This window comes from Spirosoma sp. KUDC1026 (genome assembly GCF_013375035.1).
Classification (GTDB): domain Bacteria; phylum Bacteroidota; class Bacteroidia; order Cytophagales; family Spirosomataceae; genus Spirosoma.
The window spans coordinates 1,274,615-1,291,627 of the sequence record NZ_CP056032.1 but is presented as its reverse complement, the minus strand read 5'-3'; the positions used below and the strand labels follow the sequence as shown (position 1 = coordinate 1,291,627).

Here is a 17,013-nt window from a genome sequence, read left to right as displayed (position 1 = left end):
TTGTTTATTCGGCCCGTTAATGGACCAGGGCAGGCAGCTACACGAATCGCTCATGGCGTTTGTTACAGCCTGTTTCGTTAAGAAATTGATGAAGTTGAATCCGCAGTATTACTGGCACCCCACACCACGGATGAAAATGCTGGTACCTCTGGTTTCGTAATCAGCGTTGAGCGATCTACAGATCAATTCAAGTTGTTTGTAGAGCGGCAGATCGGTTAAATCCGCCGTTAATACGCAGGCCGTCAGAACGTCATTCTCCAGGAAAATATCAATTCCGTAAATCGCCTGCAGCTGCGTTAATACGTCCTGCAGCGGAACAGCCTCAAAAACCAGCTGTACAGGCTGGCGTTTGGCAATCAGCCTGGTCGGATGATCGACCAAACTGGGAATCAGCTGCTTCCGGCGACTATCGAAATCGATCTTCTGGTTTGGTTTCAGAATCACTTCTTTCCGTTGCTTCACCTCCCGGTCGCTCATCTGATACACCGCCACCCGGCCCGTTACCACAGCGACCTCGATTTCTTTGGCGTCTTCGCTGGCCTTGATCCTAAAGCTCGTTCCCAGCACTTCGGTCACCAACTCGCCGGTATGCACAATAAAGGGCTTGGCTGGGTTGCGTTTTACATTGAAAAAAGCCTCGCCTTTCAGAAATACCGTCCGGTCCTGCCGGGCAAAATGAACGGGATAATTCAACACCGCCTTGGGCTGTAACGTAACCATTGTTCCCTCTTCCAGCCAGATTGTCTGCGGTTGTTTCCCGGTATTGCACACTTCGCGATTTCCTCCTGACAACGTGAACTGGGTTAATAGCGGGGGTTCTGATGTGCTGGTATTGCGTACCCAGAAACCAATGCCAACCAGCAGGAACAATCCGCAGACAATGCCCAGGCCCCGTTTCTGAAAAAAGAGCGGTCGTCTTCGCGGTTTGCCGTTGATCGTCGACGATAGCCGTGTCCACAGTCGCTGCCGAATTGCGTCCTGCTCCCGGTTATCGATGGATGTCGGCAGTTGCCCATCCGTGCGTTCGCACCAGTCAGCAATCAATTTCTCCTCAGCAGGTTCACAGCCGCCGGCGAGATACTTCTGAAGGAGCTGGTCAAACTCGTACTGTGACATGTCAGGGACGTTTCAGAATAGATGAAACACGGAATCGTGATAAGCGACTTAATTGTAATTGTGGTAGGCTCTCAGGTTTTCCTTCAGTAGTTTCATGGATTTGGTAATGTGGTACTCAACGGCTTTTTCCGACAGGTTCAGCAAACTGGCAATATCCTTGACGGACTGATTTTCGAATCGGCTCAGCTTGAAAATCTCGCTGGTCTTCTCGGGTAGTTTCTTCATTACTTCCTTTAGTGCGTCGGACAGATCGCCGTAGTTGACCAGTTCCTCGGTGGAGAACGACTGCTGCATCTGGTGAAAGATCAGGTACTCCTGCAGCTTCCGGTGGTTAATCTGCGACTTGATGTAATTCGTTGCCAGGTGCTTCATGGCCACCATCAGATATGCTCCCAGATGGTTGATCACGATCTGCTGCCGTCTGTTCCAGATGCTTTCGAACAGGTCGTGCACCAGTTCTTCGGCTTCTTCTTTTGTTCCCGTCTGCTGATACGCCAGCCCAAATAATCTGTACCAGTACCGGTTATAAATTTCTTCAAAGGCAACGGTATCGCCGTCTTTGAGAAACAGTATGAGCTGCTCATCCGAAATCGACTGGTACTTCATCCGAGATAATTGGTAGACGGTTTATGTATAGTCAACTGAAAGAAAAAAATCCCTAAATGATTTTAAAAATACTACTAATAATACAATGATCACGAACTAAGTATAATTTTTCTGATAACATATAAAACTTTAACAATTAGATAAAATCGAGCGTAGTCTCATTAATTGGCAGTCAGCGAATAGTTGTAGAGCTATTGGGAGCTTTTATGACACATTCAATGTTTTAAATGTATCAAAACGCACTACCGCTATGATTCCCTTTTCTGTGCTGGACCTTTCGCCAATTACGGCAGGCAGTTCGGCGGCTCAATCGTTTCGTAACTCACTGGATTTGGCGCAACACGCCGAAGCCTGGGGCTATAACCGGTTCTGGCTGGCCGAACATCATAATATGACGGGTGTAGCCAGTGCCGCTACATCGGTGGTCATTGGTTACGTAGCTGCGGGCACCCAAACTATCCGTGTTGGCTCGGGAGGTATCATGCTCCCAAACCACTCCCCTCTGGTTGTTGCTGAGCAGTTTGGTACGCTGGAATCCATGTATCCGGGCCGGGTTGACCTGGGACTGGGTCGCGCGCCCGGTGCCGACGGCGCAACCGCTTACGCCTTGCGTCGCGATCAGACGGGCCCCGATACGTTTCCGCAGGATGTAGTCGAGCTGCAGCGCTATTTTCAGCCTGCTGAACCCGGTCAACAGGTACGGGCCGTACCCGGTGCGGGTCTGAACGTACCGATCTGGATACTGGGGTCGAGTTTGTTTGGTGCTCAGCTGGCGGCTCTGCTGGGGCTTCCCTACGCCTTCGCTTCCCACTTCTCACCCAACGAGTTGATGCGGGCTATTCAGTTATATCGCAGCCGGTTCAAGCCGTCGGAGCAGTTAGAAAAGCCTTATGTTATGGTGGCGGCCAATGTGGTTGCTGCCGATACGGACCGGGAGGCCCAGCGGCTTTACACGTCGCTTCAGCAGCAGTTTATCAACATTCGCTTTGGTATGCCCGGTCCTATGCCACCACCGCTGGATAACCCGGATAAGGCCTGGTCGAGTGCTGAACAAGCCATCATCGACCATACGCTACGGTACTCGGCGGTTGGCTCGCGCGACACGGTGAAAGACTGGCTGAAACGGTTTATCGACCAGACACAACCAGACGAGGTAATTCTGACCGGATCTATCTTCGATCATCAGGCCCGCCTGCGGTCATTCGAGATTGCGATGGAAGCCCGTAACGAACTAGCCGAGGAGCAACAATTGGCCGGCGTTCAGGACTGAGTATGCGGGTTAGTTTCGGGCTAGTGAGTGGGCATCAGTCTTGTAGAGTTGCGGGGAAAGGGTAACCTTTGTACTTTATTAGTCTGCAACATTAGTACGCATCTTCATGCTTGACCTGATTCGTCACGAACTAACCGAAGCACAATCCGTTCTGGATACGTTTCTGAATAATCCTGATAACCTTACCGCTATCGAACAGGCGGCCGTCCTGATGGCCGATGCTTTAAAAAGCGGTAAGAAAATTATTTCCTGCGGCAATGGCGGTTCCCATTGCGACGCGATGCACTTCGCCGAAGAGTTGTCGGGTCGTTACCGCGATAACCGACGCTCACTGGCAGCTATCGCCATTTCAGATGTAAGTCACCTCTCGTGCGTCAGCAATGATTTTGGTTACGAACACGTGTTCTCCCGTTTCCTGGAAGGTCTGGGAAATGAAGGCGACGTCTTACTCGGGCTGAGCACCAGTGGTAATTCGGGCAACATCATCCGCGCCGTCGAAGCCGCCCGCCAGAAGGGTATGAAAGTCGTACTGCTGACGGGTAAGGACGGGGGCAAATTAGCCGGGCAGGCCGACGTCGAAATTCGCGTTCCGCACTTTGGCTACGCTGACCGGATTCAGGAGATACACATCAAAGTTATTCACCTGTTCATTCTGCTGATTGAAAAACAGGTGATTGGGTAGAAGATAAAAAAGCGTAACCGGAAATGTCAGTTACGCTTTTTCTTTTACAATCTCAACGAGACAATTACCTTTTAGCTGATCGAGAAATATTTACGACGAGGAACGAGCTTCTGCTGGCCTATTTGCGACTATATTGAGGCATGAACTTGTACCACAGCAACGAGCGATTTATCTCTATCCTTTCCGACTATGGATTCAAAGTAACCTTCGGAAATGAATCTGATACCCGATTTTTACGGAAGGCATTACAAGCGCTCATCCAGTCTCCGTTAGCTATTAATGAGGTTCAGTTTATTCAAAATGAGATTCAGGGAATAACGCGCGATAGTCGCAGTGGAATATACGATTTGTTTTGCGTTGACGAGCGGGGTAATAACTTCATCGTCGAAATGCAACTGGGGAAGTATCCCACGTTTATTCAACGCATGAAGTTTTACACACTGTATCGACTAAACACTATCATCTTAAAAGGAAAATATCAATTTGAAGGCTTACCTAAAATCTATTGTATTGGTATCATAGCCGTCAGCATTTTCCCGCACATTACTGACTATCATAACGTTGCTACGCTAAAGAATAATAACGGAGAACTGATTGATGACCAAACTACCGCACCGGCGGCCCGGGTTTATCACTGTAGAGTTAGATAAGTTTAATAAAGCAATAAGTGAAGTAGAAACGGACTTAGATAAGCTGATCTATACGATGAAAACACTCGACACAACTAATACACCTACTCAGTTTCCTCAATTCTGGACGGAAGAGTGGCTGGACATAGCTATTAAAGAACTGGACACGCGCGCAATGACGCCCGAAAACCGCCTGTTTTACGAGATGACTCTCTCAGCCAACGCACTGGCCATTAAGAACGAGCAGAAAAGAATTGAAGAGGGAAAAAATCAGGCGAAAGAAACCATTATTGCTAACCTTCTTCATCAGACAGATTTTGATAACGATAAAATTGCAGCTATCACTGGCGTTTCTGCCGAATTTGTCGAAACAGTCAGGCAAAAATTAGCTTAGCCAGTTGCACAACTTTTAATAATTCCCCCCGGCGCCACCACCGCCGAAGCTACCCCCACCGAAGCCGCCGAAATCACTTCCGCCACCGCCCCCAAAACCACCACCTCCACCGCCGGAGCTTCCCCAGCCAGAGTAGGTTGATGTTGGAAAAAAGACAGGTGGAAAGAAACCTCCGCCCCGATTCCTATTGTTGCGTCCGCCCCCACCATTTCGTCGGGAAATGAAAAAGACCACGATCATGACGATAATGATTATAAAAAAGATGCTCGATCCACCGCCGTCTGATTTCTCACGGGGTTCGGCCTTGTATTCGCCCTGGGCACGCTGGATGATCTCCGTTGTAGCCGCATCGAGACCAGCGTAATACTGCTCCTGCTTAAAGGCTGGTACAATCTTGTTGGAGATGATTCGCTTAGCAATAGCATCGGGTATAGCCCCTTCCAGGCCATAGCCCGTGGCGATGAATATTTTTCGGGTCTGGGTAGCCCAGGCCAGTACTAGTCCATTGTTTTTTCCTTTCTGCCCAACGCCCCATTTCCGGCCTACCTGAAACGCGAAATCACCAATTGGGTATGGATCGGTATCACGTACGATGACAATCGTGATCTGTGTGGAGGTAGAGTCGTTGTACAATCGTAGCTTCTGCTCCAGTTGCGCCCGGTCGCTGCGGCTCAGAATCCCCACCAAATCGTTGACCAATCGGGGTGGATTTGGCCGGTTTGGAATCACGGAATCGGCACTACTTACCTGCGCCTGTAGCCGAAAGGCGAGCAACAACAGCACCAGCAATACTGGCCAGGCCGTTGATCGGAAACCACGAAACGTTGAAACAGATCTATTCACAGAATTTTTAGTCAAACGATATATCGTCGGAAAGCTCGTTGGTATCGTTCGCGCCGGCATGGGGGAAATACTGCCGTAGCTGCTGCCCCGCTCGTTCAATGCCCTTACTTAGGCCACCTACGTAGTCGCCAGCGGCAAAATGCTCCCGTAACAAGTTTTTCGTACCTGCCCAGAAATCAGCGGGTACTTTAAAGTTGATGCCTTTATCGCCAATAACGGCAAACTTCCGATCCGTGAGCGCCAGATAAAATAATACGCCGTTACGTTCTTTGGTCTGGTGCATACCCAGCCGGCCAAAGACGTCGACGGCCCGCTGAACAGGATCGGCATCCGGGCAATGCTGTTCGACATGCACCCGGATTTCGCCCGAGGTGGTTTTCTCGGCCTGGCGAATGGCACTGACGATACGCTGCTGTTCGTTGGGCGTAAAATGAGGATTCATACGGGAAGGTTTTGTGGAGTCGGGCCAGCGCCATTTAGTAGTCACTGGCCCGACTGCTGACTAAAACTGTACCGTTGGCGCGTTTTGGGCCGCCTGTGACGCTTCGAATAAGCCCCGGCGCTGAAAGCCGAAAATACCGGCGAAGATGTTGTTCGGGAACGAACGTACCGACTGGTTGTAGCTGGTAGCCGCGCCGTTGAAATCGTTACGGGCAACCGCGATCCGGTTTTCGGTACCTTCCAGTTGCGCCTGTAATTCAGAGAAATTCTGCGTGGCTTTTAACTGCGGATAGTTTTCGGCTACGGCCAGCAGCCGCGACAGCGAACCACTCAACTGTTCCTGAGCCGCCTGAAATTTCTGAATATTCTCCGGCGTCAGCTGGTCGGCGCTCAGGTTGATACCCGTGGCACTGGCCCGCGCCTTGATGACGGCTTCCAGCGTACTTTTTTCAAAGTTAGCCGCGCCTTTTACGGTATTGACCAGGTTGGGAATCAGATCGGACCGACGTTGGTACTGCGTTTGCACCTGCGACCAGGCCTGATCGACCTGCGTATCTTTTTCGACCAGACCATTGTATGAGCTACAGCCATAGAAGCCTAGGGCGATAGCAATAACGACAACGATAATTAAGGTTCTTGACATGGTTATGTTCCTGTAGTGATTTTCTACACCAAAACTCCGCAGAAGTGGTGATTTGTTTTCAACTTTTAGGCTAACGGTGTTTTTCTTCCGTAAGCCAGTGATTTGGATTGATGACTGGTAATGGGTACGTATCACCCAGCATTACATTACAGGCCGTCTGCTCGTCAGCGCTCAGATTCGATACCAGATGAATTTTGTCGGCGGGTACAGCAGCCAGTTCCGGCAGCCAGTATTTCACATAACTTCCCTGTTCATCATACCGCCTGGCCTGGCTATAGATATTAAAATACCGGTCCTGTCGCGGGTCGTTCCCGACCCCGGCGATGTAGTTCCAGTTGCCCCAGTTGCTGCACGGGTCATAATCGACCAATAGGCTTTCGAAATACGTAGCGCCCCAGGTCCAGTCGACGCCCAGGTCTTTCACCAGAAAACTTGCTACGTTCTGACGCCCCCGGTTGGACATGTACCCCGTCTCGTTCAGTTCGCGCATGTTGGCGTCGATGAAGGGAATGCCCGTCTGGCCGCTGGCCCACTGCTGAAAGAGAACCAGATCACGATTGCCCCGTTTGGTGAGGTCATATTTAATTCCGCTTGGCTTAAACAAACGCGTACCGTAGCGTAGTGCCGTAAACCGGAAGAAGTCGCGCCAGAGCAGCTCAAACACCAGCCAGTAAGTCGACTCGTTTTTTACCCGCTCGCTTTCGTACCGCTGCAATTCCCAGTAAATCTGCCGGGGCGACAGGCAGCCCATCGACAGCCAGGCCGAGAATTTAGACGAATAGTCTTCGCCCAGCATACCATTGCGGGTTTCCTTATACGTTTTTGCCAGATCAGCCTCCCAGAGATACGCATTCAGCCGGGCCAGGCCGACCGATTCCCCGCCTTTGAACCGAATAGCAGCCCGCCCGTCCTGCTGACTTTCTGCCGCTACAAAACTAAAGGTTTCCAGCGTTGGCAGTTCGCCAGCGAATATATCGGGAACACTCACGATAGTAGCAGGAGACGGGATCAATTCACGCACCGTTGCGGACTTTTCTACCTGCTCCCGAAACTGCGTAAATTGATTCGGCAGGCGAGAGACGTAAAATGGCAGATCACGAACGTGGTAGAGCGTAGCCATCCAGAAAAACTCAAGATCGACGTTAAGCGGCTTCAGCAGTTTGCTCAGATCCGACTCGACGTCGGTTTCTTCCTGCGTAACTTCTTTGCTGGCATACACAGCCTCAGCACCAATTTCTTCGGCCAGCTCAGCCAGAATACGGGCTGTATTTCCCATCCGGATAATGAGGTCAACGCCTTTTTCTTTCAGCGACCGCTGTAGGTCGGCCACGCTCTCAAGTATAAACGCCGTTCGGTAGGCGCCCGTTTTGCAAACATTGATATCAGGTAGTCGAACAAACCAATCGGGGTTGAAGACAAAGACGGGCAGCACTTCGTCGGCATCGGCCACCGCGCGGGCAAATCCTTCGTTATCGTGCAGCCGCAAGTCGTTGCGGAACCAGTAAAGAATACGTTTAGGCATACAAACAGATAATCTCGGTACTACGTACCAAAACAACTCCTGACAAGCTTATTAGTTCCTGCTGTTTGCAATCGCGATCTTGTCCAATCTTCTTTTGTTTGCGTTTAAAGGAGATACAGCAGCCGTATATTGCCTAAAACTGACACAAACTATGAATCTTGATCTGACCGGAAAAACCGCGCTCGTGTGCGGGAGTACGCAGGGAATTGGCCGGGCATCGGCCGTTGAGCTGGCGTTGTTGGGAACCAACGTTGTCCTGATGGCCCGTAACGAAGAAAAATTACAGGAAACGATCAGCGGCTTGGATACGTCACGGGGACAAGCTCACCGATACATCGTTGCCGATTTTGCTGAAGCCAGTGCTGTATCCGATGCTATTTCGAAGCATCTGGCGAGCTATCCGGACATGCATATCCTGATCAATAACACCGGCGGTCCGGCGGGTGGCCCACTGATTGACGCTCAGGCCGACGCCTTCGTGCAGACGTTTCACAATCACCTGCTGAATAATCAGGCGCTGGTGCAGGCCGTTGTTCCGGCCATGAAAAAGGCAGGTTACGGACGTATTGTGAATATCATTTCAACCTCGGTTAAGCAGCCTATTGTGGGGCTGGGCGTATCGAACACCATTCGGGGGGCCGTAGCGCAGTGGTCCAAAACCCTCTCACTGGAGATTGCGCAGTTCGGTATTACGGTCAACAACGTATTACCGGGCTACACGCGCACCGCCCGTTTGGATTCGGTACTGTCGATGCGGGCCAAATCCACCGGAAAAACAGAAGAGGAAGTTACTACGCAGATGCAACAGGAGATTCCTACGGGGCGCTTCGTTGAACCCGAAGAGGTAGGTGCCGCCGTAGCCTTTTTGTGCACACCCGCAGCGGCCTCCATCAATGGCATCAACGTACCGGTTGACGGGGGCCGGACGGGTAGTCTGTAGTCTCAAACCAGATTGTTCCGGAAGGCGAAAGCCACCATGCCGGCGGTGTTTTTGGTGCCTGTTTTCTCCAGGATCCGCAGGCGGTGGCCTTCGACCGTACGGGGGCTCAGGAAGATTTTTTCGCTGATCTCGTTCGTCGACAATCCCTCACAAAGTAGCGTCAGAACTTCTTTCTCCCGATCGGAGATTAGAATCTTACGGTTGTAAAGTCCATTCGACGCGAGTGGTTTAACGACCTTGTTTTTGTTGGTCATCTTGCGAAGCATAGCCTTAGAAACGAAATCGTTGAGGTAAACGCCTTCGTCCATTACCTTACGGATGGCCTTTTCGACTTCGCCTTCATCAGCATCTTTGAGCAGGTAACCGCTAACGCCTTTTTCCAGCAGGTGCAGCACCATCCGGTCTTCATCGTGCATGGTCAGGACGATGATTTTTACGAGCGGAAAATTATCCCGCAGGTAATCAGCGGTGACCGTTCCATCCATAACCGGCATCTGCAGATCAAGCAACAGCACGTCGGGCGTTTTGCGGGGTATCCGGTCGATCAGCTCCTTGCCATTGCTGGCTTCTACGATTAATTCAAAATCATGTACCTGATTTAGAATTGAGCTCATGCCCACCCGAAACAGGTTATGGTCATCACAGAGTCCTAGTCTAATTTTACGCATATCGATAAAAAGTTGGGTATTGAGTTAACCAGGCATAATGGCCGGCTGAAGATCCAGAAGACTAACCTGGGCGTGGACTCGGGTACCTCGTCCCGGTGCAGCGTCAACTGTTACGTGGCCGTTCATGACGCTCAGCCGACTTTCGATGTTACGCAGGCCAATACCTCGCTGTTTATTCTCCATAATGGCATCAAAATCGAAGCCGATCCCATCATCCAGCACCGATAGGCGCACCTCGTTGTCGAAGCAATAAAGCTGCACGACAATCTGCTGGGCCCGCGCGTGGCGGATGGCATTGTTGATCAGTTCCTGTGCAATTCGGTACAGCGTCAGATCCAGCGACGATGGCCATTGCCCGGCCATAGACGGGCAATCGATCTGAACCTGCAGATCATCACTCGTCGCCCGGTCGGCCAGTTCTTCCAGGGCGGCCAGCAAGCCAAATCGCTCAAGTGTCGTTGGTACCAGATCACGGCTGATGCGCCGGACGTTGAACATGGTTTCGTCCAGAATAGCGCGGGTTTTCTGCATCTGAAGGCTAAGCCGGACGTTGTTCTCATTCGAGAAACGCTCAATCTGATTCAGGTTCATCTTCGTCACCGACAGCATGGTACCGATGCTATCGTGCAGATCCTCGGCCAGCCGACGACGTTCGCCTTCCTGCCCCCGAAACGTAGCAGCCATCAGTTCACGCCGGTGTTGTTCCTGCATTTCTTTGAGCGCGAGCTGCTGCCTTACCTGCTTTTGCTGGTAATAGGCAACGAAGACGATGATAAACACCGCCATCGTTAACAGCACGGCCGTTCCAACAGCAATGACAAAACCAGAACTCATGACTACGCAGAAATTTGCAGGTTAATTATTCCACAGTAAAATTGGCGATCAGCTACTGAATGTCAATAAGTTGCGCATAGGATTGAGTAAAAGGTAACAGACCTTTTGTCATGCAAAGCAGGTATTACACCGCTATTTGCTGAGTCTTTCGGGTATTATCAAAGAAATTTTCGCGATCGCGCTTACTAGTCCAGAACCCGACTGACGTAATGCAGCAGAAAATAATGAACAGCATCTGGCAGATGTTCCAGTACCGGTCAAAGATTTCAGCAGGAACCTGCGTGATGTCGCCATACCAGTATTCGCTGAACAGCATACTGAAAAACGTGCCGGACGCGTACACAAGTAACCCCGCGCAGAACCAGAACAGGGTATGCAGCAGAATATTCTTAATCCGCATATCGACCAGAATTTTGTTGAAATAAGCCAGCGAAAGTCCAATAGATACAATCCGGACAATGGCCATCGACATCGTCGATACGTTGCTGCTGCTATACGTGTACGAAATTCCTGCCAGTGATAGTATCAATACGCCAATAATGATCTGTTTTGATTTTTTCGACTCAAATGACCAGTAGAAGATCAGCCCAATAAATATTACCTGAAAAAAGGCTTCGACGTTCTGCACAAACGTTGTGCTTCTGGCAAACAATACCAGCCATAGCGAATAGGTATCTTTGGTGAAGAAAAATACAAACAGGAGCCATATCCAGACGCCAGCCCGGTCCAACTGCCTGAACCGGATTAAACCCGACAGTATGGGTAGCAGACTACTCAGGTGGGCAAGCAGATCAAGAGGATACCGGGTGCTTAAATCCAGAAATCGTTCCCACATACGTTCAGCTTAGTTTCGGCAATGTTGTGGGCAGGTCCACCCATCGCCAACGGCCCCACCCCCACCATTTTCTGGCATATCTTTCAGACCAACGATGTCGGCATAAATCGGCATATCATCACCATTGGAATCAACACCCGTTAACAGGACACGGGGAATCAGCTGACCTTTTCCCGTTTCGGTTGGCTTACCGTTCGTATCTTCCCAACGTTTAGCATGATGAATACGAAGACCAACGCAACCCGGCTGCGACAGCAGACGCGCTATCTGGTCAGCCCCAAAAAACTCGGAGCGGATGTATTCGTCTTCTTTCAGGTGAGCTGCCAGTTTACGCTCTTTGTAGGTGTTTTTTAGCGACTGAGCTTCCTTTGGACTGAGAATCCGTCCGGCATCTTTCGTAAATACGTTCACATTCATGGAATAAAGGGCTTTGTTGATATTGGTTGATGTTTGTAGGGATAGTTGCGGAAAGCGCCATTAAAAATAAAACTTACCTCAACGCGAGCGGTACTTAACAAAGCGTCCCATTCTAAACATTTACTAATAATCAACCACTTATCTAAAAAATATGCGTAGAACTACGTACCAGAATAAGGAATACCCCTGTCTAATCTTATCGCCCAAAAACACGAAACGCCGGAGCAATAGCTCCAGCGTTTCATCACTGTACTTTAATTTATTTACCGTAATATATCCAGCAGGTATTGACCATAGCCGCTTTTAACCAATGGTTTTGCAACAGCTTTCAATTGCTCGGCATCGATGAATTTCATGCGGTAGGCAATCTCTTCAATACAGCCGATTTTCAGGCCCTGCCGCTCTTCAATAACCTGCACAAACTGACCAGCCTGCATCAGCGATACGAACGTACCGGTATCTAACCAAGCCGTTCCCCGGTCCAGGACGCCAACTTTCAGTTTGCCACGCTCCAGATAGACCCGGTTCACGTCGGTAATTTCCAACTCACCACGGGGTGATGGTTTGATGTTCTTCGCAATATCGACGACGTCGTTGTCGTAGAAATAAAGCCCTGGAACCGCGTAGTGCGACTTGGGTGTTTCGGGCTTCTCTTCAATCGACAGCACGTTGAAGGAGTCGTCGAACTCAACTACGCCGTAGCGCTCTGGGTCGTGCACCTGGTAGGCGTAGACAACACCTCCGTCCGGGTCGTTGTTGGCCTGCAACAGCTTTGACAGACCCGACCCGTAGAATATGTTATCACCCAGAACCAGCGCTACTTTATCGTTGCCGATGAACTCTTCGCCGATAACAAACGCCTGCGCCAGTCCATCCGGACTAGGTTGCACGGCATAACTGAACTGGCAGCCGATCCGGGTGCCATCGCCCAGCAGCTTTTGAAAATGCGGCAGGTCATGGGGAGTCGAAATAATCAGAATCTCCCGGATGCCCGCCAGCATCAGAATCGACAGCGGGTAATAAATCATCGGCTTATCGTAAACCGGCATTAGTTGTTTACTGACTGCCAGCGTAAGCGGATGCAAACGCGTACCGGATCCCCCGGCAAGAATAATTCCTTTCATCTTGTTTTAAAAGAGTGAAAGAGTGAAAGAATGAAAGAGCGAAAGACTGTTCCAGATGGTATCACTCTCTCACTCTTTCGCTCTTTCGCTCTTTTATCTGTTCTCGTACATGCCCTGGTAATAGCTCTGGTAGGCGCCGGACGTAACGTTGTCAAGCCACGCCTGGTTGTCCAGGAACCAATCGACCGTTTTTTCGAGACCCTGCTCGAATTGCAGTGATGGCTGCCAGCCTAGTTCATTCATGATTTTTTTAGCGTCAATAGCGTAACGCAGGTCGTGTCCGGCGCGGTCCGTCACGTAGGTAATCAACTGCGCCGATGTACCTTCCGGGCGACCCAGCTTGCGGTCCATGATACTGCACAGCAAATTCACCAGATCGATGTTTTTCCACTCATTGAACCCGCCGATGTTGTACGTCTCACCCAGTTTACCCGTGTGGAAAATCGTATCGATAGCGCGGGCATGATCGACAACGAACAGCCAGTCGCGTACGTTTTCGCCTTTACCGTAAACGGGCAGGGGTTTGTTTGTCTGGATATTGTGAATCATCAGCGGAATCAGCTTCTCGGGGAAGTGATTCGGGCCGTAGTTGTTCGAGCAGTTGGACAGCACAACCGGCATTTTGTACGTATTGCCGTAGGCCCGGACAAAATGGTCAGACGCGGCTTTCGACGCGGAGTAAGGTGACTGTGGATCGTAAGCTGTTTCCTCGGTAAAGAAATCTTCAGGGTTGTGTAGCGAGCCATATACCTCGTCCGTCGATACGTGGTAGAACCGCTTTCCCTCGAAGCCGGTTTCGCCTTTCTGCCAGCTGTTTTTGGCCGCGTTCAGCAGGTTAACCGTACCCACTACGTTCGTCAGCACGAAAGACATTGGGTCAGTAATCGACCGGTCAACGTGCGACTCAGCGGCTAAGTGGATGACGCCGTCGAGGTCTAACTCGGCGAACATATCCTCTAGGAATTTCGCGTCGGTGATATCACCCTTAATGAAGGTGTAGTTCGGCGCGTTTTCGATATCCGACAGGTTCGCCAGATTACCGGCGTAAGTCAGCGCGTCGAGGTTATAAATCTGGTACTCGGGATATTTTGTTACGAACAGGCGAACAACGTGTGAGCCAATAAAGCCGGCTCCGCCTGTAATCAATATCTTTTTCATGAATTGGCTATAACGCGTCACGGGTAATCGACAGAGCTACCCGCCGTGCTTCGTTTCGTTATGATTTTGCTTCTACACTTAATTTCTGCTGCCACCGCCAGGCATCTTCCAGCGATTCGGCCAGCGACCGACTTGCCGTCCACTCCAGTTCGGTGTTCGCTTTCGTTACGTCGGCATACACCTGTTCAACATCACCCGGACGACGTGGCCCGATGCTGTAATTCAGTTTGACGCCAGTTACCTGCTCGAAGGTTTTGATGATGTTCAATACCGTCTCACCCCGGCCTGTGCCGATGTTAATCACATCATACAGCGACTCAGCCGTATTTTCGCTCAGTTTACGCAGCGCCTGTACGTGGGCTTCGGCCAGGTCCATGACGTGAATGTAATCCCGGATACAGGTTCCGTCGGGCGTGTTGTAATCATCGCCGTACACAGTCAGGCTCGAACGAATACCAGCGGCTGTCTGCGTAATGAACGGCACCAGATTTGCTGGAACGCCCAGGGGTAGTTCACCAATCTCGGCCGATGGGTGCGCCCCAACGGGGTTGAAATACCGTAGCGCAATGGCTTTCAGGGGCGTTTGTGCATGTACTGCGTCGCGGATGATGTCTTCGCAGATTGCTTTCGTGTTTCCGTAGGGAGATTGAGCAGGCAGGCGGGGTGTTTCTTCCGTAACGGGAAGCTGCTCTGGCTGACCATAAACGGTACAGGATGACGAAAATACCAGGTTCGGTACGCTGTATTTCGGCATCAACTCCAGCAGGAGCAGCAGCGAATCGAGGTTGTTTCGGTAGTATTTGAGCGGCTCGCGGGTTGATTCGCCAACGGCTTTGTAAGCAGCAAAGTGAATGACGCCCGATAACTGTTCTTTCTGAAAGATCGACTCCATGGCGGCCGCATCATTACAATCGGCCTGATAGAACGCTACGTTTCGGCCAAGAATCGCCCGGATACCGTCCAGCGCCGATCGTTCAGAATTGGAAAAATCGTCGACAATGACCGGTTCGAATCCGGCCTCAACCAACGAAACAACTGTGTGCGATCCAATAAAACCAGCCCCGCCGGTAACCAGGATTTTGGGAGAATTGCCTGTGGAAATCAAACCGTTTTTTATAAAATTTTTGTTAGTATTTTAGCCGAGCGGCTCGCAAAGCCTGACAAAAGTAGTATATTCAGTAGGTTTCCGAAAGTGATTTTTATTGTGGGCGCACTGACAACGAGGTAGAAGCGTATGAATGAAAATGAATTGAAGGCCCTTATTTCGCTGCTGGACGACGACGACCGCGAGGTTGTTGAACACGTTGAGCAGCAAATTCGACAATTAGGCGGGCAGATGATTCCCCTGCTGGAAACCGAGTGGGAAGGGAGTTTCAATCCGAAGTTGCAAAAGCGTATTGAAGAAATTATTCATGATCTTCAGTATGAATCGGTTCTGGACCGCATGCGCGAGTGGAAAAGCGGGGGCGCGATGGATTTGCTCGAAGGCCTCTGGATCGTGGCTACGTACCAATATCCGGATCTGTCGCTGGACAAACTCCGGCTCGACGTGGAGCAGTTGTTCTATGACGTATGGGTGGATTTCAAGTTGGATATGCACCCCGATGAGCAGATCAAAGCGATGAACAGCGCGTTTTTCACCAAACTCAAGTTCTCGCCAAACACGAAGCATTTCCATTCACCGGTCAACTCCATGATCAATCAGGTGCTGGAATCGCGCCGGGGAAACCCAATCACGCTCTGTGTTCTGTACATGCTGATTGCCCGGCGGCTGAATCTGCCCGTCTACGGCGTAAACCTACCGAATCTGTTTGTGCTGACGTATAAGAATGAGAACGGTGTGCAGTTTTACATCAATGTCTTTAATCGGGGGCTGATTTTCACCAAGAAAGACATTGATCAATACATTGATCAGTTAAACCTGAAACGGCTCGATACGTTTTATCAGCCCTGCACCAACGCCGACATTGTTCGGCGGGTACTACGTAACCTGACGCTGGCGTTCGAGAAAAACGGTGATACCGACCGGGTAAAGGAAGTTGAACAAATTATGGATGCAGTTCGGGACGATGGCGATGGGTTACCCCTCTCCGATTATACCCAACGGTAAACGAAAGTCCGGGCATTACGTCCGGACTTCTTTGTTAATAAGCCACCGCCAGCAGGCCCGGCCCCGTTCGAAAACAGCGGATCGTGACAGATGCGTGCCCCGGTTGTTCATGCGACTGGGGCAGCACTACGTGTCCCATTAATTGCTCATCTTCATCGGCAAAAGGCTCGACCATTAAGTGCTCGCGGAAAGTAAGCTGGCGTTTGCCGTAGAGTTTATACAAGGCTTCTTTAGCGCACCAGTACACCGCCAACCGCTGGGGCATACCGGCAGCATGAGTAATCTCCGCTTCGGACAGTACACGAGGCACCACCCGCCGAAACTGCTCGCGGATGGGCTCAATATCGATGCCAACAGGTTGTGATCGGTGCAGAACGGCTGATGCCCAGCCGCTCGTATGCGAGAGCGAAATATGCCAGCCTAACCCAATCGGGTGCGGTTTGCCGTATTCATCCTTCCATAGTCCTGCATAGGACACGCCCTGCGCCTGAATCAATTGCTGAATCGCTACCCGGCACCCCAGCCACTCCAGCCGCTGCGCCGGATGCCTGATAGCCGCCAGATCGGCTAGTTCAGGGTCGGTCAGCGGCAGGCAGGCACGTAATGACTGTTCCGTCGCTTCCTCACCGATGGCAAAGAGTATGGCGGTACAGTCAGCGCTTAGTTGTAGCGTAGTCAGTTGCGACATGGGGTTTTGGTGTAATTTTGGGCCAACAACGCAAGATACGTTCAGGAAGTTTACGGGCGTGGTGCCGAAAACCGGGCTTTGCGTGTTACGCCG

Annotated in this window: 20 protein-coding genes; 6 read left to right on the top strand and 14 right to left on the bottom strand. The window is 50.8% G+C overall.

Annotation, left to right across the window (positions count from 1 at the left end; all coding sequences use genetic code 11):
• Positions 1-108: 108 nt before the first annotated feature.
• Together HU175_RS05540 and HU175_RS05535 are read right to left on the bottom strand one after the other, a co-directional pair.
• Complete coding sequence (locus HU175_RS05540) at positions 109-1,116, bottom strand: FecR family protein (protein WP_176565639.1); 1,008 nt, start codon at positions 1,114-1,116, stop codon at positions 109-111.
• A gap of 48 nt (positions 1,117-1,164) precedes the next feature.
• Positions 1,165-1,722, bottom strand: coding sequence for an RNA polymerase sigma factor (locus HU175_RS05535; RefSeq protein ID WP_176565638.1), 558 nt, complete (start codon positions 1,720-1,722; stop codon positions 1,165-1,167).
• Between the two features lie 250 nt (positions 1,723-1,972).
• Between HU175_RS05535 and HU175_RS05530 the strand changes: the two genes are divergently transcribed.
• From HU175_RS05530 to HU175_RS24755, 4 genes are all read left to right on the top strand, one after another.
• Positions 1,973-2,992, top strand: a complete 1,020-nt coding sequence (locus HU175_RS05530; RefSeq protein WP_176565637.1) for an LLM class flavin-dependent oxidoreductase — start codon at positions 1,973-1,975, stop codon at positions 2,990-2,992.
• A 106-nt stretch (positions 2,993-3,098) separates the two neighbouring features.
• The gene (gene lpcA / locus HU175_RS05525) at positions 3,099-3,674 is read left to right on the top strand and encodes a D-sedoheptulose 7-phosphate isomerase (RefSeq protein ID WP_176565636.1); all 576 of its coding nucleotides are present in this window, start codon (positions 3,099-3,101) and stop codon (positions 3,672-3,674) included.
• Positions 3,675-3,814: 140 nt separating this feature from the next.
• On the top strand, positions 3,815-4,324 hold the full coding sequence (locus tag HU175_RS24760) for an Rpn family recombination-promoting nuclease/putative transposase (protein WP_228724332.1): 510 nt from the start codon (positions 3,815-3,817) through the stop codon (positions 4,322-4,324).
• A gap of 55 nt (positions 4,325-4,379) precedes the next feature.
• Positions 4,380-4,697: a hypothetical protein gene (locus HU175_RS24755; protein ID WP_228724331.1), complete on the top strand. Its 318-nt coding sequence runs from the start codon at positions 4,380-4,382 to the stop codon at positions 4,695-4,697.
• A 15-nt stretch (positions 4,698-4,712) separates the two neighbouring features.
• On the opposite strand, the gene HU175_RS05515 is transcribed toward HU175_RS24755, so the two are convergent.
• From HU175_RS05515 to HU175_RS05500, 4 genes are all read right to left on the bottom strand, one after another.
• Positions 4,713-5,540, bottom strand: a complete 828-nt coding sequence (locus HU175_RS05515) for a TPM domain-containing protein (protein ID WP_410528589.1) — start codon at positions 5,538-5,540, stop codon at positions 4,713-4,715.
• A gap of 7 nt (positions 5,541-5,547) precedes the next feature.
• Complete coding sequence (locus tag HU175_RS05510) at positions 5,548-5,982, bottom strand: TPM domain-containing protein (RefSeq protein WP_176565634.1); 435 nt, start codon at positions 5,980-5,982, stop codon at positions 5,548-5,550.
• A gap of 60 nt (positions 5,983-6,042) precedes the next feature.
• Complete coding sequence (locus HU175_RS05505) at positions 6,043-6,624, bottom strand: LemA family protein (RefSeq protein ID WP_176565633.1); 582 nt, start codon at positions 6,622-6,624, stop codon at positions 6,043-6,045.
• A 70-nt stretch (positions 6,625-6,694) separates the two neighbouring features.
• The gene (locus HU175_RS05500; RefSeq protein WP_176565632.1) at positions 6,695-8,146 is read right to left on the bottom strand and encodes a DASH family cryptochrome; all 1,452 of its coding nucleotides are present in this window, start codon (positions 8,144-8,146) and stop codon (positions 6,695-6,697) included.
• A gap of 151 nt (positions 8,147-8,297) precedes the next feature.
• On the opposite strand from HU175_RS05500, the gene HU175_RS05495 reads away from it, so the two are divergent.
• A complete protein-coding gene (locus tag HU175_RS05495; protein ID WP_176565631.1) occupies positions 8,298-9,086 on the top strand; it encodes an SDR family oxidoreductase in 789 nt (262 codons plus the stop codon).
• 2 nt (positions 9,087-9,088) lie between these two features.
• On the opposite strand, the gene HU175_RS05490 is transcribed toward HU175_RS05495, so the two are convergent.
• The 7 genes from HU175_RS05490 to galE all read right to left on the bottom strand — a co-directional run bounded on the left by HU175_RS05490 (position 9,089) and on the right by galE (position 15,227).
• On the bottom strand, positions 9,089-9,754 hold the full coding sequence (locus HU175_RS05490) for a response regulator transcription factor (RefSeq protein WP_176565630.1): 666 nt from the start codon (positions 9,752-9,754) through the stop codon (positions 9,089-9,091).
• A 24-nt stretch (positions 9,755-9,778) separates the two neighbouring features.
• Positions 9,779-10,588, bottom strand: a complete 810-nt coding sequence (locus tag HU175_RS05485; protein ID WP_176565629.1) for a sensor histidine kinase — start codon at positions 10,586-10,588, stop codon at positions 9,779-9,781.
• Between the two features lie 124 nt (positions 10,589-10,712).
• Positions 10,713-11,423, bottom strand: a complete 711-nt coding sequence (locus HU175_RS05480; RefSeq protein ID WP_176565628.1) for a hypothetical protein — start codon at positions 11,421-11,423, stop codon at positions 10,713-10,715.
• 9 nt (positions 11,424-11,432) lie between these two features.
• Complete coding sequence (locus HU175_RS05475) at positions 11,433-11,840, bottom strand: hypothetical protein (RefSeq protein ID WP_176565627.1); 408 nt, start codon at positions 11,838-11,840, stop codon at positions 11,433-11,435.
• A gap of 263 nt (positions 11,841-12,103) precedes the next feature.
• On the bottom strand, positions 12,104-12,964 hold the full coding sequence (gene rfbA, locus HU175_RS05470; RefSeq protein ID WP_176565626.1) for a glucose-1-phosphate thymidylyltransferase RfbA: 861 nt from the start codon (positions 12,962-12,964) through the stop codon (positions 12,104-12,106).
• A 93-nt stretch (positions 12,965-13,057) separates the two neighbouring features.
• Positions 13,058-14,122 (bottom strand): dTDP-glucose 4,6-dehydratase, encoded by a 1,065-nt coding sequence (gene rfbB / locus HU175_RS05465; protein ID WP_176565625.1) that lies wholly within the window; start codon positions 14,120-14,122, stop codon positions 13,058-13,060.
• A 58-nt stretch (positions 14,123-14,180) separates the two neighbouring features.
• Positions 14,181-15,227 carry a UDP-glucose 4-epimerase GalE gene (gene galE / locus HU175_RS05460; RefSeq protein ID WP_176565624.1) on the bottom strand — a complete coding sequence of 349 codons (1,047 nt, stop codon included), beginning with the start codon at positions 15,225-15,227 and terminating at the stop codon, positions 14,181-14,183.
• A gap of 129 nt (positions 15,228-15,356) precedes the next feature.
• Between galE and HU175_RS05455 the strand changes: the two genes are divergently transcribed.
• Complete coding sequence (locus HU175_RS05455; protein WP_176565623.1) at positions 15,357-16,232, top strand: transglutaminase-like domain-containing protein; 876 nt, start codon at positions 15,357-15,359, stop codon at positions 16,230-16,232.
• A 34-nt stretch (positions 16,233-16,266) separates the two neighbouring features.
• Here HU175_RS05455 and HU175_RS05450 read toward each other — a convergent pair whose 3' ends face one another.
• Complete coding sequence (locus tag HU175_RS05450) at positions 16,267-16,920, bottom strand: 4'-phosphopantetheinyl transferase family protein (protein ID WP_176565622.1); 654 nt, start codon at positions 16,918-16,920, stop codon at positions 16,267-16,269.
• Between the last annotated feature and the right edge of the window lie 93 nt (positions 16,921-17,013).